Raw genomic sequence first — 16,117 nt, forward strand, 5'->3', positions numbered from 1 at the left:
GTATCGACGAGGGGCCCCTGCACCGGCGAAGCCGTCAGGCAGGGGCTCCCCTACCGTCCGACCGGCGAGAGCCGGCCGAGAAGCCCGGCGTCAGGCCTGGCCGGACGCCCCCGCGGCCGCGTCGTCGGTCAGGTGCCAGACCTCGCGCATCGGAGCCCACCAGTCCCCCGAGCCGGGCTCGGCGATCGACTCCTGACACGGGTCGGTCAGCTTCCACCACTCCTGCGTCTGCGGGTCGGCGGCGATGAACCGCAGGTCGGCGTCGTAGTCGTCACCGACGTACTCGTAGTAGCCGAAGAGCAGGTCGCCGTGGAGGAAGATGGTGTAGTTGCGGAAGTTGGCGTCGCGCAGCGTCTGCTCGACGCTCGGCCAGACCTCGGCGTGCAGCCGCAGGTAGGTTTCCCGCTGGTCCGGGCGGAGTCGGATCACGCAGCCATGACGTTGCACGTCGTGCCCTTTCGTGTGAGCTGATCGAGGGGTGCCGAAATCATCTGACCGTAGCGGTTGGACGGTGCTTCGCAGAGGGGCTGCCTGGTCTCTGGGATCAGCCGTTTCGGCAGGCTGCGCAGCGTGGCGACGGGTCTACCCTCAGGTGATGGAGGGCCGCGTGCTGGTGGTCGAGGACGACGCCTCCATCCGGGAGGTCACCGTCCTCGGGCTGCGCCGTGCCGGCTTCCGGGTCGACAGCGCCGTCGACGGGCGGCGGGCCCTGGCAGCCTGGCGGGCTCATCCCGTCGACCTGATCGTGCTCGACGTCATGCTGCCCGTTCTGGACGGCCTGGAGGTCTGCCGGGAGATCCGGCGGACCAGTCAGGTGCCGATCCTCATGCTGACCGCGCGCACCGACACCATCGACGTGGTGGTCGGGTTGGAGTGCGGCGCCGACGACTACCTCCGTAAGCCCTTCGACCTGCCCGAGCTGGTCGCCCGGGTCCGGTCCGTGCTACGCCGGGTGAGCGCGCCCGTCCCGTCGACGCTCATCGAGGTCGGCGGCCTGGAGATCGACCCCGGCGGCTTCGTGGTCCGCCGGCACGGCCGGGAGGTGGCGCTGACCACCACCGAGTTCCGCCTGTTGCTGGAGTTGGCCCGTCGACCCGGCCAGGTCTTCACCCGGGAGTTGCTGCTGCACCTGGTCTGGAACCACGACTTCCTGGGCGACTCCCGGCTCGTCGACGTGGCAGTGCAACGGCTCCGCGCCAAGGTCGAGGAGGACCCGGCGCGGCCACGACTGGTCCAGACCGTGCGCGGCGCCGGTTACAAGTTGTCGACGGGTTGACGGGAGGGACAGCGATGGCCGGACGCGCGGTGCCCCCGGGCCGCCTGCGGCGCCGGCTGACCATCGCGTTCATCCTGGTTGCCGGGGTCTCGGCCGGGCTGCTCGCCGGCGGGACCGGGCTGCTGCTGCGGCAGTCCTGGTGGGACGCGTCGCTGCGGGAGGCCACCGCCGACGCCCGCTACCAACTCGTCCTCGCCGGGCAGTTCCTCCCCCTGAGCGACCAGCGCAGCGCCGACCTGCTCACCAGCTTCGAGGCCAGCGGCCGGCACGTCGTGCTCGTCGACGGCCCGGCCCGCGCCTCGCACCCCGCGTACGCCCCGGAGCTGGGCACCGGGTTACGGGCCACGGTGGCGGGCGGGCAGCTCGGCTACCAGCGCTCCGCCCCGGCGCAGCGTCCCCGGCTGCTCGTGGTCGGTGGGCGCATCCCGGGCTCGACCGCCGAGTTGTACGTCCTCACCGTGGAGGACGACGTCGCCACCGACCTGGGTCAGCTGCGTACCGCCCTGGTGGCGGGCTGGGTGCTCGTGGTGCTGCTCGCCGCCGGGGTCGGTCACGCGCTGGCGCGGCGCACGTTGGAGCCGGTGGGCCGGGCCAGCCGGGCCGCCCGAGCGCTCACCGAGGGCCTGCTCGCCACCCGCCTGCCGGTGCGCGGGCGCGACGAGTTCAGCGTCTGGGCGGCGACGTTCAACGAGATGGCCGAGGCACTGGAGTCGAAGATCGGGGCACTGTCGGCCGCGCAGGCCCGCGAGCGGCGGTTCACCGCCGATGTCGCGCACGAGTTGCGTACCCCGGTGACCTCGTTGGTGGCCGCGGCGTCGCTGCTGCGTGAGCACCTCGACCAGTTGCCCGACGACGCCCGGCCAGCCGCGCGGCTGTTGGTCGACGACGTGGTCCGGCTGCGCCGGCTGGTCGAGGACCTGATGGAGATCTCCCGACTGGACGCCGGACGGGAGCAGCTGGAGGTCGGGCCGGTCGACGGGTCGGCGCTGCTGCACGGGATCGTCGCCGCGCGCGGTTGGTCGGATCGGGTGCTGGTGGGCGGCGACGCCGTCACGCTGCGCACCGACCGGCGTCGGCTGGAACGGGTGCTGGCCAACCTGGTCGCCAACGCGGTCGAGCACGGCGGCGGGGAGATCCAGGCCACCGTCGTCGGGGCGGGCCCGCTGGTCGTCTTCGAGGTCACCGACCAGGGGCCGGGCATCCCGGTGGAGCACCTGTCCCTGGTGTTCGACCGTTTCCACCAGGTCGACGGGTCCCGCTCGGCGCCGGGCAGCGGGCTCGGGTTGGCCATCGCGCGGGAGCACGCCGCGCTGCTCGGTGGGGTGCTGAGCGTCCGCAGTGGGCCCGACGCCGGTGCCTGTTTCCGGCTGGAGCTGCCGGCGGACGGTGCGGCGTGAGCCCGCGCGGTGTCGCCGGGGCGACGCTCGTCGCCGCACTGCTCGTGGGCGGGTGCGGTAGCCCGCGCTCCGGAGCGCTCGGCCCGGCGCCCACGGCAGCGCCGTCCGGTACGGCACCGGTGGTCGTCACGCCGTCCAGCGCCGCGGCCTCCGAGCGACCCGAGCCGACCCCGCCGACGGATCCACCGAAGCCGCCCTCGACCACGCCGTCGTCGCCGACGAGCACTCCCGCCGGGGGCACCGTGACAGTGGAGTTGTGGTTCGTCCGCGCCGAGCAGCTCGTACCGACCAGGCGGTCCCGGCCGGCCACCGTGGCCACGTCCCGGCTGGCGCTGACCGAGCTGGCCCGCGGCCCGACACCGGCGGAGGAAGCCGTCGGGCTGCGCACCCTCGTCCCGGCCGACGTCGAGGTCACCCGGATCACCGACGGCACGGCGACCCTGCGCGGCCCGTCCGGCGACAGTGCGGGACGGCGGCTCCGCGAGGCCCAGGTGGTGTGGACACTCACTCAGTTCCCCACCGTGCGCCGGGTCCGCCTCGACGGGGCGGACCCGGTCGACCGGGCGGACTACGCGGACCTGCTGCCGCCGATCGTGGTCACCGGGCCGACCGCCGGCGAACGCGTCACCACCCCACTCGTCGTCACCGGGACCGCCGACGTGTTCGAGGCCACGGTGAGCGTCCGGGTGCTGGACTCCGCCGGCCGGGAGGTGGCCACCGGGTTCGGCACCGCCAGCTGCGGCAGCGGCTGCCGGGGCGGCTACCGGGTGCTGGTCGGCTGGCGCACGACCCGGGAGCAGAAGGGCACGATCGAGGTGTACGAGGTGTCCGCGCGCGACGGCTCACGGATCAACACGACGAGCGTGCCGGTGATCCTCGCACCGGCCGACTGACCAGCTCGTTCATCCGCCGGACCGCGCACGGAAACGCAATCGTTCCGCAGTCTGCGTGCGACGCAACTCACGAAAGCCTGCACGTTCGGGCAACCGCGAACTAGTGTCAGTACGACATCGTTTCGCGGGGGGTCGTCGGGGATGCTGGGTGGTCAGCAGGTGGGCACGAGCGCCGGGGTACCGGCGGCTCGTGTTCCGCGCTGCACCGACACCGACCTGTTCGCCGTGGTCATCGCCCTGCTGCGCGAGGTCGGCTACGACCGGCTGACGATCGACGCCGTCGCCGCTCGCGCCCACGTCAGCAAGGCCACCATCTACCGCCGCTGGGACGGCAAGGCCGAACTGGTCGTCGCCGCCCTGCGCGACCGGCAGGTGGGTGTGCACAACCCACCCGACACCGGCTCGCTGCGCGGCGACCTGATCGAGCTGCTGCGGGCCACTGTCGCGATCTGCGCGGCCGACTGCGACCTCATGCAGGCGTTGACCTTCGCCATGCGGACCAACCCCGAGCTGGAACGTCTGGTGCGCCACCAGGTGCTGCCGGCCGGGCGGGTGGCCAGCACCGCCATCCTGGTCCGCGCCGCCGCCCGGGGGGAGATCCCGCCGGAGGCCGGCGAACGGGAGTTGTTCCACGATCTGGCGCCCGCGCTCACCATGTCCCGCATCGTCGCGCACGGCCTACCCGCCGACGACGCGTTCCTCACCCAGGTCGTCGACCAGGTGCTGATCCCGGTACTCCGCTACCAGCACGACCGCCCGTCCCAGGCCTGATTCACCGACATCTCGCAACACGGAAGGCTTCACCATGCCCGGAACCACCTCGACCGCCCCCGGCGCGCCCGGCGCCGGGACGTCGACAGGCGCGCCGCACCCGCGGCGCTGGATCGCGTTGGCGGTCATCGCGGTCTCGCAACTGATGGTCGTCCTGGACGCCACCATCGTGAACATCGCGCTGCCGCAGGCCCAGGTCGACCTCGGCATCAGCGACGCGAACCGGCAGTGGGTCGTCACCGCGTACACGCTGGCGTTCGGCGGTCTGCTGCTGCTCGGCGGCCGGATCGCCGACTACTGGGGGCGCAAGCGCACCTTCCTGGTCGGTATGACCGGTTTCGCCCTCGCCTCCGCGCTGGGCGGCCTCGCCACCACAGGCGGCATGCTCTTCGCCGCCCGCGCACTGCAGGGCGCGTTCGGCGCCCTGCTCGCCCCGGCCGCGCTGGCACTGCTCACCGTCCTGTTCACCGAGGCCACCGAGCGGGCCAAGGCCTTCGCGGTGTACGGCGCGATCGCCGGCGGTGGGTCGGCGGTCGGTCTGCTGCTCGGCGGGGTCCTCACCGAGTACGCCGACTGGCGCTGGTGCCTGCTGGTCAACATCCCGGTCGCCGCGATCGCCATCGCCTTCGCGATCCCGCTGGTGCCGGAGAGCCGGGCGCACGGCAACACCCGCTACGACGTACCCGGCGCGATCGTGGTCACCGCCGGCCTGGTCTCCCTGGTCTACGGCTTCACCAAGGCCGCCGAGGACGGCTGGGACGCCACCGCGACGCTCGGCTTCATCGCCGCGGGTGTGGCGCTGCTCGCCGCCTTCGTGGTCATCGAGATGCGCTCCAGCCACCCGCTGCTGCCGCTGCGGATCATCCTCGACCGCAACCGGGGCGGGGCGTTCCTCACCTCGACGCTGATCGGTGCCGGCCTGTTCGGGGCGTTCCTCTTCCTGACCTTCTACTTCCAGGTGGTGCTGCAGTACAAGCCCCTCGAAGCCGGTCTGGCGTCGCTGCCGGTCACCGCAGGTGTGCTGATCGCCGCCGGTGGCGCGAGCCAGCTGATGCCGCGACTGGGTGCCAAGCCCCTGATGGTCGCCGGCTCGGCGCTCGCCGCCGTGGGCATGTTGGTGCTGACCCAGATCGACGTGAACACGTCGTTCCTCACCCACCTGCTGCCCGCCCAGGTCATCCTGGGCCTGGGGCTGGGCTTCACCTTCGTCCCGCTGTCCAGCCTGGCCCTGGTCGGGGTGCCGGAGCACGACGCCGGCGCGGCCAGCGCGACGCTCAACGCCACCCAGCAGATCGGTGGTTCGCTGGGCACCGCGCTGCTGAACACCCTCTACACCAGCGCTGTCGCCACCTACCTCGTCGGTCGGGCCCCGACCCCGGTCAACCAGGTCGAGGCGCTCGTGCAGGGCTACAGCGTGGCGTTCGCCTGGGGCGCGGTGCTGATCGTGCTCGCCGGTCTGGCCACGGTGTTCCTGGTGAAGGTGCGCAAGGAGGACATCCCGACCGGCAACACAGTGCACATGGGCTGAGCTGACCGACACGGCTGCTGGCCGGGCCGCCCCGACCCTTGGGGCGGCCCGGCCGGCGACCGCTTCCGGTAACGTCCCGACCATCGTCGAAAGTCCGTTTGAGGAGACCCATGTCCACCCCAGCTGACCAGATCATCACAGCTCTGCGCGCGGGCCACGAGGAGCTCGCCGCGCTCGTACGGGACCTCAAGGAAGACGACCTGCTCCGCCCGTCGGGGGCCAGCGAGTGGCAGGTGTCCCAGGTGCTGAGCCACCTGGGCAGCGGCGCCGAGATCAACCTGGCGGCGCTGGACGCCGCCCGCGCCGGCACGCCCGGCCCGGACGGCGACTTCAACCGTGGCGTCTGGGCCCGCTGGGACGCGATGTCCCCGGCCGAGCACGCCGCCGGGTTCCTCGCCGCCAACGAGCGGCTGGTCCAGGCGTACGAGGCGTTGGACGCCGAGACGCGGGCGTCGCTGCGGATCGACCTCGGCTTCCTGCCGGAGCCGGTCGACGTGGCCACCGCGGGCCGTTTCCGGCTCAGCGAGTTCGCGTTGCACCAGTGGGACGCCGAGGTGGCGTTCAATACGTTCGCCGCGGTGACGCCGGCTGCGGTGGCGCTGCTGCTCGACCAGGTCGGCGGCATGCTGTCCTGGACCAGCCGGCCGCAGGAGCTGGCCGGCCGGGAGGCCACACTGCTGCTGCGACTGCACGCGCCGGAGCGCACGTTCGGGCTGCGGCTCGGCAAGACGGTCGAGATCGTCGACGCGCCGGAGCAGCCCGACGGCGAGCTGGTCGCGCCGGCCGAGGCGTGGCTGCGGCTGGCGGTCGGCCGGCTCGGTCCCGCGTACACCCCGGACGGGGTGCGGGTGACCGGCCCGGTGACCCTGGACGACCTGCGCCGGGTCTTCGCCGGTTTCTGAGCGGGTGTCGCGCGGGCCGGTGACCCGGCCCGCGCGACCTCTCAGCCCTTCACGCAGACCACCTGCTTGAGGTGGGCGACCACCTCGACCAGGTCCTCCTGCTGGGCCATCACCTCGGTGATGTCCTTGTACGCGCCGGGGATCTCGTCGACCACCCCGGCGTCCTTGCGGCACTCCACCCCGGCGGTCTGCGCGGCCAGGTCGTCGGTGCTGAACGTCCGCTTGGCCTGCGCCCGCGACATCCGCCGCCCCGCGCCGTGCGACGCCGAGCAGTACGCGTCCGGGTTTCCCCGACCCCGCACGATGTACGACCCGGTGCCCATCGACCCGGGGATGATGCCCAGGTCACCCCGACCGGCCCGGATCGCGCCCTTGCGGGTGACCAGCACCTCCACCCCGTCGTAGCTCTCCTCGGAGACGTAGTTGTGGTGGCAGGAGATCGACTCGTCGTACGAGACGTGCGGGAAGTGCTCCCGCACCACCCCGCACAGCAGGGCCAGCATGACGGCGCGGTTGCGCCGCGCGTACTCCTGCGCCCACCACAGGTCCCGCCGGTACGCGTCCATCTCCGGCGTGCCGGCGAGGAACACCGCCAGGTCCCGGTCGGGCAGGTCGGCGTTGTGCGGCAGGCCCCGGGCCACACTGATATGCCGCTCGGCCAGTTCCTTGCCGATGTTGCGGGACCCCGAGTGCAGCATCAGCCAGACCCGGCCCTCGTCGGCCCCACCCTGCTCCAGGCAGACCTCGATGAAGTGGTTGCCCCCACCGAGGGTGCCCAGCTGCCGCCGCGCCCGCGTCTCCAGCTGCGCCACCCGCCGGTCCAGGCCGGCGAACCGCCCCCAGAAGTCGTCCCAGCCGGCCTGCTCCAGGCCACGGACCCGACGCGTGTCGACCTGGTCCTGCCGCTGGGTGAAGCCGACCGGGATGGTGGCCTCGATCGCGGAGCGCAGCCCACCCAGGTCGTCCGGCAGGTCGGCGGCGGTCAGCGAGGTTCGCACCGCCGACATCCCGCAGCCGATGTCGACGCCGACCGCGGCCGGCGAGACGGCCTGCCGCATCGCGATGACCGAGCCGACCGTGGCGCCCTTGCCGAAGTGCACGTCGGGCATGACGGCGACACCCTGCACCCAGGGCAGCGCGCCGATGTTGCGCAGCTGCTTGGCGGCCTGCGCCTCGATGGCGTACGGGTCGGTCCAGACCCGGACCGGAGCCCGGGTGCCGGCGAGAGGGGTGAATCCCATCGTGGGTTCCTTCTGTCGAATGGTGACCGAAATGGTCAGGCGCGGTGCGCGGATACGAAGAGGCCGCCCGATCCCGGTGGGGATGGGCGGCCGGCGGACGCGTCAGCGTCGGCGTCAGTCGCGCCACCCCGGCACGCCCCGCAACGGGCGGTACGCACGGGTTTTGGCGGTGTCACACGCAGGGGTGCCGGCAGGGAGCAGCCGCCGGAGGGCATTGGTGCGGACGCGTCGCGACACGGCGTACTCCCTTCGGGTTGATCGGTTGACCTTGCACCGCTGACAGTAGGAGGGCGGCGGCGCGTCCGCAATGGGATTTCGCCGCCGCCCGAGCGTGGCCGGCTGGGTCGGTGGGCGGCTCAGGTGTCGTAACAGCCGTCCCAGGGCGGGTCGAACCCGAGGTCGTCGGGGAGGAACTCGGCGTGGTCCTCGCCGTCGTACTCGTGGGACCAGTCGACCAGCCCGAAGACGTGCCCGTCGACCTCGACCTGGAACAGCCGGATGGCGATGTCGGCGAAGTGCCGGCCGGGCAGCGCGTCCAGCCACTCGGCGAGGCGGGCCTCGGCCCGGTCGATGGAGGCGTCCTCGGTCTCGCTGGTGCCGGCGAACCAGATGTCCGAGTCGATGTGCGCGCCGTCGGCGTCGAACCGGTGCAGTACCGCGTACCAGCGCTTGTGGCGGTACCAGTCGTCTTCGGCTCCGGCACCGTCGGTGAGGGTGGCGGTGACGGAGCCGAAGAACTGACCCTTGTCGTAGTGGCCGATGGTGCTGGTGCGGTAGTCGGGCTCGTGCGCGATCGGCACCAGGTCGGGAATCGCCATGGCCGCGAGGCTACAGCGGAGTTATGACATGGCCACCAGGCGGAACGACTGCGCGGCGGTGCCGTTGCAGGTGTACTGGATGAGCTGGACGCTGTCCGCGGTGGACGCTCCCGGCACGTCCAGGCACTTGCCGCTGCTGCGGTTGACCAGGCGGTAGTAGCCGTTGCCCTCGGATTCGGCGCGCCACTGCTGGTTGTTGCCGCCGCTGTAGTTCCAGAGCTGGATCGGCGCCGAGTCGGCCGTCGACCGGTCGGTCACGTCGAGCACCTGTGCGCTGTTGTTGCGGTTGTTGATTCGCAGGAACCCGCCGCTGGTCGGCGCGAACTGGTACTGCTGGGCGGTGCTGTTGTTGCAGGTGTACTGCTGGATGGCGGTGCCGTTCGCGCTGGCGGCGGCCCGGGCGTCCACGCACTTGCCGTTGCCCCGGTTGACCACCGTGTGCCAGGCGGTCGGCGAGATGCCGTCGGACGGCGGGGGCGTCGTCGGGGGCGTGCTGCTGACCCCGGCGAGCCAGTGCAGGCCGTCGATCAGCAGTTGGTTCTGCTGCGGGCTGTCGAAGGTGGACGACAGACCGGTCTTGGTGCTGTAGTTCATCGCGTTGTGGCCGAAGTTGGCGTACAGCATCTTGTACTGCCGGTTGCTCCACACGAGCGGGTAGTAGCCGCCGTACCAGGACTGGTTGGGGTCGGTGCCGACCGGGAAGCTGGACGGGTCGACCGACGCGAGAATGTCGATGTTGGGGTTCTGCCGCAGGTCGTTGCTCCAGGAGTACCACTCGCTGATCGACGAGGGGAACGTCGCCGGCAGGTTGCGGGTCGCGGCGTGGGTGCGGTTGTCGGCGCGCATCGTGACCCGGGTCGGCCCCCAGGTGTTGGTCTGGAACGAGCCGGTGCCGAGGAACGTGTTGTAGTACCAGCTCCAGCTCGACGGGTTGGTGGTGAACGCGCTGACGTGGAAGCCCAGCCATCCCCCGCCGTTCTGCACGTACTGCTGGAACGCGGCCCGCTGCGCAGCGGGCGGCGCGTCGTCCAGGAACATGATGACCTTGTACTGGGCCAGGTTGGAGGTGTTCAGCAGGCTCCAGTTGTTGGTGGCTTCCCAAGAGAAGCCGTGCTGGGCGGCGGCCTGCGGGAACCAGGCCCGGGCGTCCTTGACGAAGTCGATGTGCGCGTCGTCCCAGGTGCCGTTGTAGAAGGCCAGGACCTTGAACGTCGGCGCGGCCTGCGCGGAGCGCGAGGCGCTGACCGCGACACCGGCGGTCAGCGCGACGACCAGGGCGACGAACAACGACAGGATTCGTCTGGTACGGGAGGAGAGTTCTGCGATCACCTGATCGTCCCTTCGGTGGGGACGCGCGCCGCCGCGTCGAGATGCATCTGTTCACATTGTTTACAGATAGACGAAAGGTTATTCCTCTGACCTGATCACGTCAATCACCGATCGCCCGAACGGGTGGGATTCCTGCGGCAGCGGGTACCCCGGCCCGGTGACCAGCCCGGACGCCGTCGACGTCGACCAGCCACTCGCCGTGGACGTACCCGCAGCCCCGCACGACGCCAGCGGCGAGCGGGTGTCGACCCGCGACCTGGCCGGTCTCGCGCCGCCGGCCAGGCCTGCTCGCCGCTGGACCCCGGGCCGCGTGGTGGCCACCCCCGCCGCGCTGGAACACCCCCACGGGCAACGGATCGTCGAACGGGTGCGGGCCCTGGGCATCGAGGTGGAACACCTGAAATCCAACCGGCTCACCGGGGTACGCGGACCTACCGACCGGGAGACGTACGCGCGGGCCAAGGCGACCATGGCGATCGTGGTGAGCCCACCCTCGCGGCGCACCCTGCAACCGATCGCGCCCAGCGCCGACTGGCGCGTCGACCTGGCCGAGGGCTGCCCCGCGCACTGCCAGTACTGCTACCTGGCCGGCTCGTTGTCCGGCCCACCCGTCACCCGGGTGTACGCGGACCTCGACGACATCCTGGCCGGACTGGCCCCGTACGCCGGGCGGGGCACGGTGACGAGCCGCAACGCGCGGCGCGCCGACGAGGGCACCACCTTCGAGGCGTCCTGCTACACCGACCCACTCGCGTTGGAGCACCTGACCGGCAGTTGGCGGCGGGCGGTGCAGCACTTCGCCGACTGGGACGCACCGGTGCAGTTGCGCTGGACGACCAAGTACGCCGACGTGGACACCTTCGTCGGGCTGCCGCACGCCGGCCGCACCCGGGTCCGGTTCAGCGTCAACTGCGCCCCGGTAGGCGTTCGGTTCGAGGGCGGCACCGCCCGGGTGCCGGACCGCCTGGCCGCGCTGCGCCGGCTCGCGCTCGACGGCTACCCGGTGGGGTTGACCATCGCGCCGATCATCGCGCTACCCGACTGGCGGGAGGCCTACGGCGGGCTGATCGACCAGGTCCGCGCGGCTGTCGACGGGGTGCCGGAGCTGGACCTGACCGCCGAGCTGATCACCCATCGGTTCACCCCCGGCAGCAAGGAGGTGCTGCTCGGTTGGTACCCGCGTACCCGGCTGGAGATGGACGAGGAGTCCCGCAGCCGTAAGCACGGCAAGTTCGGCGCGGTGAAGTACGTCTACCCGCGCGACACGATGGCCGAGCTGCGTGACTGGTTCACCGCTGAGCTGACCGCCCGCGTACCGGCCTGCCGGATCCTCTACTGGACCTGAGCCGCCCTCACTGCACGAGGGCGGCCCGGCCCCGGGGTGTCGCCGAGTGCTCAGCTACGGGTGGACCACTGTTGGTTCTGTTGTCCGTTGCAGGCCCACAGGATGAGTTTGGTGCCGTTCGCGGTCCCGGCGCCGTTGGCGTCGAGGCAGAGTCCGGACTGCACGCCGGTGATGGAGCCGTTGGCGTTGAGGTTCCACTGCTGGTTGGTGCCGCCGTGGCAGTCCCAGATGATGGCCTGGGTGCCGTTGGTGGTGCCCTGGCCATTGGCGTCGAGGCACTTGTTGCCGTACACCTGGAGTTGTCTGCCGGCGGTGTAGGTCCAACGCTGCGCGGTGCTGTTGCTGATGCAGTCCCAGAGCTGCACCTGCGTGCCGTTGGTGGTGGTGCCGTTCGGCACGTCGACGCAGCGGCCGGACTGGCCGCCGACGACCTGGACGTTCTGCTGGGGGTTGCCGCCTCCGGCGGGCGCGTACGCGGCGGCGTTGATGTTGGCTTGCACGGCGTTCTCGGTGGCCGCCGACGGGTAGCCGGAGGTCAGTACACCCTCGAAGAAGGTGCCGCGGCCGGTGATGCTGTTGTCGCCACCGATGCCGAGCAGGATGGCGCCCTCCTTCTTCATCGGGTGGTAGCCGTTGGGGCGTGGCCCGTCGAAGTAGGTGGTGAGGCTGCCCGACTGCGCGTTGCCGCCCCGGATCGCCCAGTGGTTCGGCTCGCCCTTGACCATGGCCGTGACGAAGCGGTGGTTGATCGAGGCGATGTTGTTGTAACCGGCGTTCACCCCGGAAAACAGCCCCCACTCCAGGTCCGCCATGATCCACGGGCCGGCCCCCGCGCCGTAGCCCCACTGCTTGTTGGCGCCGAAGTAGACGGTCTCCATGATCGCGCGCTCGTCGGCCAGGTTGTTGGTCTGCGCATTGCCGTAGTCGAAGCAGCACCACTGGTTGTAGTGCGTGCCGTCGACGACCGCGTAGATACCCTCGGGTTGGTCACCGGTGGCGACGCCGTTGGTGTTGTTGTTGCGGTAGCCGGTGCCGGGGGCGATGTAGACGCCGTACGCCTTCTGGCCACCGACGGTGACCGGCGCGGCCTTCGCGTCGGCGAGGTTGTCCCACCCGCCGGGGGCGGGGCCGGCGAAGCCGCCGGGCGGGGCCTGGGTGAGGCGGTTGTTGCGGCCGGACTGGTCGTAGATGACGGTGATGACGCAGGTGGTGTTGGCGCAGAACGTGTCCTGGGTGGCGGCGTTGGCGTAGCCTCCGGCGCTCAGCACGCCGACGTCGCGGGTGGTGCTGTCCGACGATCGCCGGACCTGGTAGAGCGGTCCGTTGTACGCGCCGTACAACGCTCGGGTGGTGCTGTGCGCGGCCACGCACGGCGTACCACCCGAGGCGTAGATGTCGCACGGGCCGGTGGTGGCGGCGCGGGCTGGCGGCGGGTCAGAGACCACGTAACCACCGGCACCGACGGCGAGGAGCAACGGGATTCCTGCGGCGGCCAGGAAGCGACCGAGTCTTCTTCTCACGTTCGGCGAATCCTTTCGAACGGGTGATGGGGGCGTGGCGCGTGCCGGTGGCCGGCGACGCCGGCCCGCCGGAGTGGAGCCCAGCGGTCGCCTGGATCCGATGTGCGGGTAATCCTGGGAGCGAGAATCGTCGATGATCCGGGCGGGTTCAGGCGAATCGATTCGACGATACTCCTGATGGGATAGACATCATACGTCTATTGTTTGTCATCGAAAAGCGTCGTTGCGCGGGCCGTGGCGTACGACGTGTGAGTGGTGGTGGCCAGGGCCACCACCACCGACTACACGCCCACGGCGCCGTCGATGCCCTCCCGGAGGAAGTCCGCGTGGCCGTTGTGCCGGGCGTACTCGTGGATCAGGTGCAGCATCACCAGCCGCAGCGACACGATCTCGCCGGAGCGGACGTTGCGGCCGGTCACGTCCAGCGATGGAGCCGCGCGCTCGATCCGGCGAGCCTGTTCGACCTCACGCTCCCAGGCGGCGAACGCCTCCGCCCGGGTGGCCGAGCTGGCGTCGTAGGCCTGCTGGAAGTCGCCGACCTCGGACCAGACCAACGGAACGTCCTCGCCGTCGATGACCCGCCGGAACCAGGCACGTTCCACCTCCGCCATGTGCCGCACCAGGGCGAGCAGGGAGAGCGTGGAGGGCGGCATGGACTGCCGGCGCAGTTCCTCGTCGGACAGGCCCTCGCACTTGAGAGCCAGCGTCGCGCGGTGGAAGTCGAGGAACGCGCGCAGCGTTTCCCGCTCGTCGCCGGTGACCGGGGGGCCGATCCGTTCGGTGGTCATTGAAACGATCATGCCGGATGGCGCCGGCGGCTGCGGTGTCGGCCGTGGGTCAGCCGACCGAGGAACGGGCCACCGGCGCGGCGAAGAACGTGTCCGGGTACGGCTCGTCGCGCAGGCTGTAGTGCCACCACTCGCGGTCGTAGTTGACGAACCCGGCGTCGGTCATCAGCCGTTGCAACAATCGGCGGTTGTCCCGGGGTGCGCCGGCGATGCGGGCGTCGGCGGTGTGCGCCCGGGAGTCGAAACAGTCGAACCCCGTACCCATGTCGATGCTGTTGTCGGCGAAACGCTGCCCGCGTGGTGCGGTGCAGGCGACCAGCGGCTGCCCGACCCGGTACGAGGGCTGGCGGGCGGGTGGCTCGTCGACGAGGGTCAGGTCCATGGTGCTGCCTCTGCTGTGCGCGGTGGGCGCCCCGATGTACCCGTCGGCGAAGAGCCGGTTCTTGGCCACGTCCGGGTAGAACTCGGCCTTGGTCTGCTGCTCGTCGGGTCGCTTCGCCCAGGCCACGAAGTCGTCCACCGCCGGCTGCGGGCGGTAGCAGTCGTACACCTTGAGGCTGTGCCCGCCGGCCAGTGCGGCGTCCTGCACACGCCGCAGCGCCTCCGCGGCCTGCAGGGTGAGCAGGCACAGCGGCTCGCGATAGCCGGTGATCGGACGGCCGACGAAGTTGTGCGGTGTGGCGTAGCGGATGTCGGCGTGGATGCGCGGGTCGAGGTCGGTCAGCACGACGAAGCCGGGCAGCCGCTCGCCAGGGCTCGGCGACGGCGTGGGGTGTACCGGCGGCGGCTGCGACGCGGCCGACGACGCCGGCGCGGGCTGGGGCTCCGGCCGCGAACAGCCGCCGAGCAGCGCGGCGAACGCGAGCACGACGGCGACCCGGGTACGCACCAGTCCTGTCTATCAGCCCCACTCGGGCTGCCGCAGACGGTGACCATGATCCACTCGCGTTCCTGCTTACCGTGGTGTTGAGGACGCTCGGATACCGCGACATCACGAAACCCGAGTCGATCAAGACGCCGGGCGGTCCCTTGACGGGCTGGCCGATGCCATCCGCCCGATAGGCTTCCGGAACTTTTCCGCAACTCTGGTGGGGTCCCGAGCCGACCTGGCGTGTCGTGAACCCCTACCGGTGAGGCAAGATGACGCGTGGAACGGGCACGCCGTTCCGGGACACACGGCGGACGGCACCTGGTGGTCGTTCCTCCGGCTCGGTGAAGGAGACGCGGGTGGGCGCGGACGACGGACGCAGGGTGACCATCACCGCGATCGCACGGGAGGCCGGGGTCTCGGTGCCGACGGTGTCACGAGTGCTCAACGGTCGCTCCGATGTGGCCCCCGGCACCCGGGAGCGGGTCGAGGAGTTGTTGCGTCACCACGGCTACCGGCGTCGCACCAGCCGCAGCGTTCGCCGCGCCGGCCTGGTCGACCTGGTCTTCAACGACCTGGACAGCCCCTGGGCCGTGGAAATCATCCGTGGCGTGGAGGATGTCGGGCACGGCGCGGGCCTCGGCACTGTGGTCTCCGCGATCCACCGGCAGCCCACCGCTGCCCGGCAGTGGTTGCAGAATCTACGCACCCGGGCCACCGACGGTGTCATCTTCGTGACCTCGCACCTGAGCCCGCCGCTGCACGCGCAGCTACGCCGCCTCAACGTGCCGGTGGTGGTGGTCGACCCGGCCGGCGTTCCGGCGATGGACGTGCCGACCATCGGGGCGACCAACTGGGCCGGTGGGCTCGCCGCCACCGAACACCTGCTCTCCATCGGGCACCGACGCATCGGCTTCGTGGCCGGCCCGACGCACCTGCTGTGCAGCCGTGCGCGACTCGACGGTTACCGGGCCGGGCTGGAGGCCGCCGGGGTTCCGGTGGACGACGCGTTGATCTACCCGGGTGACTTCTACCACGCCTCCGGGTTCTCCGGCGGTACGGCGCTGCTCGACCTCCCCGACCCGCCGACCGCCATCTTCGCCGCCAGCGACCAGATGGCCTTCGGGGTCTACGAGGCCATTCGACGCCGAGGGCTGCGAGTGCCGGACGACGTCAGCGTCGTCGGCTTCGACGACCTGCCGGAGGCCCGCTGGGCGTCACCGCCGCTGACCACGGTGCGTCAGCCGTTGGTCGAGATGGGACGGTTGGCGGCACGGACGGTGCTGCGCCTGTCGCAGGGTGAGGGCATCGACTCGCCACGTGTCGAACTCGCCACCGAACTGGTCGTGCGGGACAGCACCGCCGCCCCGCCGACCGGGTCGCCCGACCCGTCGTGACGGCCGGAACTGCGCCGGAGACCGGTTGGAGCACTTCCGATCCG

At 71.2% G+C, this 16,117-nt stretch carries 15 protein-coding genes; 8 read left to right on the forward strand and 7 right to left on the reverse strand.

All coding sequences use genetic code 11. The features are described 5' to 3' along the window. Window positions 1–90 precede the first annotated feature (90 nt). A complete protein-coding gene (locus tag FHU34_RS19520) occupies window positions 91–429 on the reverse strand; it encodes an L-rhamnose mutarotase (RefSeq protein WP_244311735.1) in 339 nt (112 codons plus the stop codon). Window positions 430–595: 166 nt separating this feature from the next. On the opposite strand from FHU34_RS19520, the gene FHU34_RS19525 reads away from it, so the two are divergent. The 6 genes from FHU34_RS19525 to FHU34_RS19550 all read left to right on the forward strand — a co-directional run bounded on the left by FHU34_RS19525 (window position 596) and on the right by FHU34_RS19550 (window position 6,767). Next, window positions 596–1,276: a response regulator transcription factor gene (locus FHU34_RS19525; RefSeq protein WP_145782690.1), complete on the forward strand. Its 681-nt coding sequence runs from the start codon at window positions 596–598 to the stop codon at window positions 1,274–1,276. Between the two features lie 14 nt (window positions 1,277–1,290). Continuing rightward, the gene (locus FHU34_RS19530) at window positions 1,291–2,673 is read left to right on the forward strand and encodes a sensor histidine kinase (protein ID WP_145782693.1); all 1,383 of its coding nucleotides are present in this window, start codon (window positions 1,291–1,293) and stop codon (window positions 2,671–2,673) included. Beyond that, window positions 2,670–3,566 (forward strand): Gmad2 immunoglobulin-like domain-containing protein, encoded by an 897-nt coding sequence (locus tag FHU34_RS19535; RefSeq protein ID WP_167524845.1) that lies wholly within the window; start codon window positions 2,670–2,672, stop codon window positions 3,564–3,566. Before FHU34_RS19530 ends, FHU34_RS19535 begins: the two co-directional genes overlap by 4 nt. Before the next feature lie 141 nt (window positions 3,567–3,707). Further along, window positions 3,708–4,337 (forward strand): TetR/AcrR family transcriptional regulator, encoded by a 630-nt coding sequence (locus FHU34_RS19540; protein WP_145782695.1) that lies wholly within the window; start codon window positions 3,708–3,710, stop codon window positions 4,335–4,337. A 34-nt stretch (window positions 4,338–4,371) separates the two neighbouring features. Next, window positions 4,372–5,865, forward strand: a complete 1,494-nt coding sequence (locus tag FHU34_RS19545; protein WP_145782697.1) for an MFS transporter — start codon at window positions 4,372–4,374, stop codon at window positions 5,863–5,865. 110 nt (window positions 5,866–5,975) lie between these two features. After that, the gene (locus FHU34_RS19550; RefSeq protein WP_145782699.1) at window positions 5,976–6,767 is read left to right on the forward strand and encodes a maleylpyruvate isomerase family mycothiol-dependent enzyme; all 792 of its coding nucleotides are present in this window, start codon (window positions 5,976–5,978) and stop codon (window positions 6,765–6,767) included. A gap of 41 nt (window positions 6,768–6,808) precedes the next feature. Here the strand turns inward: FHU34_RS19550 and FHU34_RS19555 are convergent, their stop codons facing one another. The 3 genes from FHU34_RS19555 to FHU34_RS19565 form a co-directional block, all read right to left on the reverse strand. Next, the gene (locus FHU34_RS19555; protein WP_145782701.1) at window positions 6,809–8,008 is read right to left on the reverse strand and encodes an RtcB family protein; all 1,200 of its coding nucleotides are present in this window, start codon (window positions 8,006–8,008) and stop codon (window positions 6,809–6,811) included. 356 nt (window positions 8,009–8,364) lie between these two features. Continuing rightward, on the reverse strand, window positions 8,365–8,826 hold the full coding sequence (locus FHU34_RS19560; protein WP_145782703.1) for a hypothetical protein: 462 nt from the start codon (window positions 8,824–8,826) through the stop codon (window positions 8,365–8,367). Between the two features lie 21 nt (window positions 8,827–8,847). Beyond that, window positions 8,848–10,155 carry an RICIN domain-containing protein gene (locus FHU34_RS19565; RefSeq protein WP_244311736.1) on the reverse strand — a complete coding sequence of 436 codons (1,308 nt, stop codon included), beginning with the start codon at window positions 10,153–10,155 and terminating at the stop codon, window positions 8,848–8,850. 157 nt (window positions 10,156–10,312) lie between these two features. Between FHU34_RS19565 and FHU34_RS19570 the strand changes: the two genes are divergently transcribed. Next, window positions 10,313–11,500, forward strand: a complete 1,188-nt coding sequence (locus FHU34_RS19570; RefSeq protein WP_208745040.1) for a spore photoproduct lyase family protein — start codon at window positions 10,313–10,315, stop codon at window positions 11,498–11,500. Window positions 11,501–11,550: 50 nt separating this feature from the next. On the opposite strand, the gene FHU34_RS19575 is transcribed toward FHU34_RS19570, so the two are convergent. The 3 genes from FHU34_RS19575 to FHU34_RS19585 all read right to left on the reverse strand — a co-directional run bounded on the left by FHU34_RS19575 (window position 11,551) and on the right by FHU34_RS19585 (window position 14,697). Further along, window positions 11,551–13,020 carry an arabinofuranosidase catalytic domain-containing protein gene (locus tag FHU34_RS19575; protein ID WP_208745041.1) on the reverse strand — a complete coding sequence of 490 codons (1,470 nt, stop codon included), beginning with the start codon at window positions 13,018–13,020 and terminating at the stop codon, window positions 11,551–11,553. 281 nt (window positions 13,021–13,301) lie between these two features. After that, window positions 13,302–13,808: a DinB family protein gene (locus FHU34_RS19580; RefSeq protein WP_145782706.1), complete on the reverse strand. Its 507-nt coding sequence runs from the start codon at window positions 13,806–13,808 to the stop codon at window positions 13,302–13,304. Window positions 13,809–13,857: 49 nt separating this feature from the next. Further along, window positions 13,858–14,697: a M15 family metallopeptidase gene (locus FHU34_RS19585; protein ID WP_244311737.1), complete on the reverse strand. Its 840-nt coding sequence runs from the start codon at window positions 14,695–14,697 to the stop codon at window positions 13,858–13,860. 338 nt (window positions 14,698–15,035) lie between these two features. Between FHU34_RS19585 and FHU34_RS19590 the strand changes: the two genes are divergently transcribed. Then, entirely contained in the window at window positions 15,036–16,073 is a 1,038-nt protein-coding gene (locus FHU34_RS19590; protein ID WP_145782708.1) for a LacI family DNA-binding transcriptional regulator, read from the forward strand. Window positions 16,074–16,117 lie beyond the last annotated feature (44 nt).

The sequence above is a fragment of the Micromonospora taraxaci genome (genome assembly GCF_007830095.1).
Classification (GTDB): Bacteria; Actinomycetota; Actinomycetes; order Mycobacteriales; family Micromonosporaceae; genus Micromonospora; species Micromonospora taraxaci.

Excerpts from the sequence above, each read along its gene's own strand:
- FHU34_RS19525 (WP_145782690.1), top strand. The coding sequence starts at position 596 with ATGGAGGGCCGCGTGCTGGTGGTCGAGGACGACGCCTCCATCCGGGAG.
- FHU34_RS19530 (WP_145782693.1), top strand. The coding sequence starts at position 1,291 with ATGGCCGGACGCGCGGTGCCCCCGGGCCGCCTGCGGCGCCGGCTGACC.
- FHU34_RS19540 (WP_145782695.1), top strand. The coding sequence starts at position 3,708 with ATGCTGGGTGGTCAGCAGGTGGGCACGAGCGCCGGGGTACCGGCGGCT.
- FHU34_RS19545 (WP_145782697.1), top strand. The coding sequence starts at position 4,372 with ATGCCCGGAACCACCTCGACCGCCCCCGGCGCGCCCGGCGCCGGGACG.
- FHU34_RS19550 (WP_145782699.1), top strand. The coding sequence starts at position 5,976 with ATGTCCACCCCAGCTGACCAGATCATCACAGCTCTGCGCGCGGGCCAC.
- FHU34_RS19555 (WP_145782701.1), bottom strand. The coding sequence starts at position 8,008 with ATGGGATTCACCCCTCTCGCCGGCACCCGGGCTCCGGTCCGGGTCTGG.
- FHU34_RS19560 (WP_145782703.1), bottom strand. The coding sequence starts at position 8,826 with ATGGCGATTCCCGACCTGGTGCCGATCGCGCACGAGCCCGACTACCGC.
- FHU34_RS19580 (WP_145782706.1), bottom strand. The coding sequence starts at position 13,808 with ATGACCACCGAACGGATCGGCCCCCCGGTCACCGGCGACGAGCGGGAA.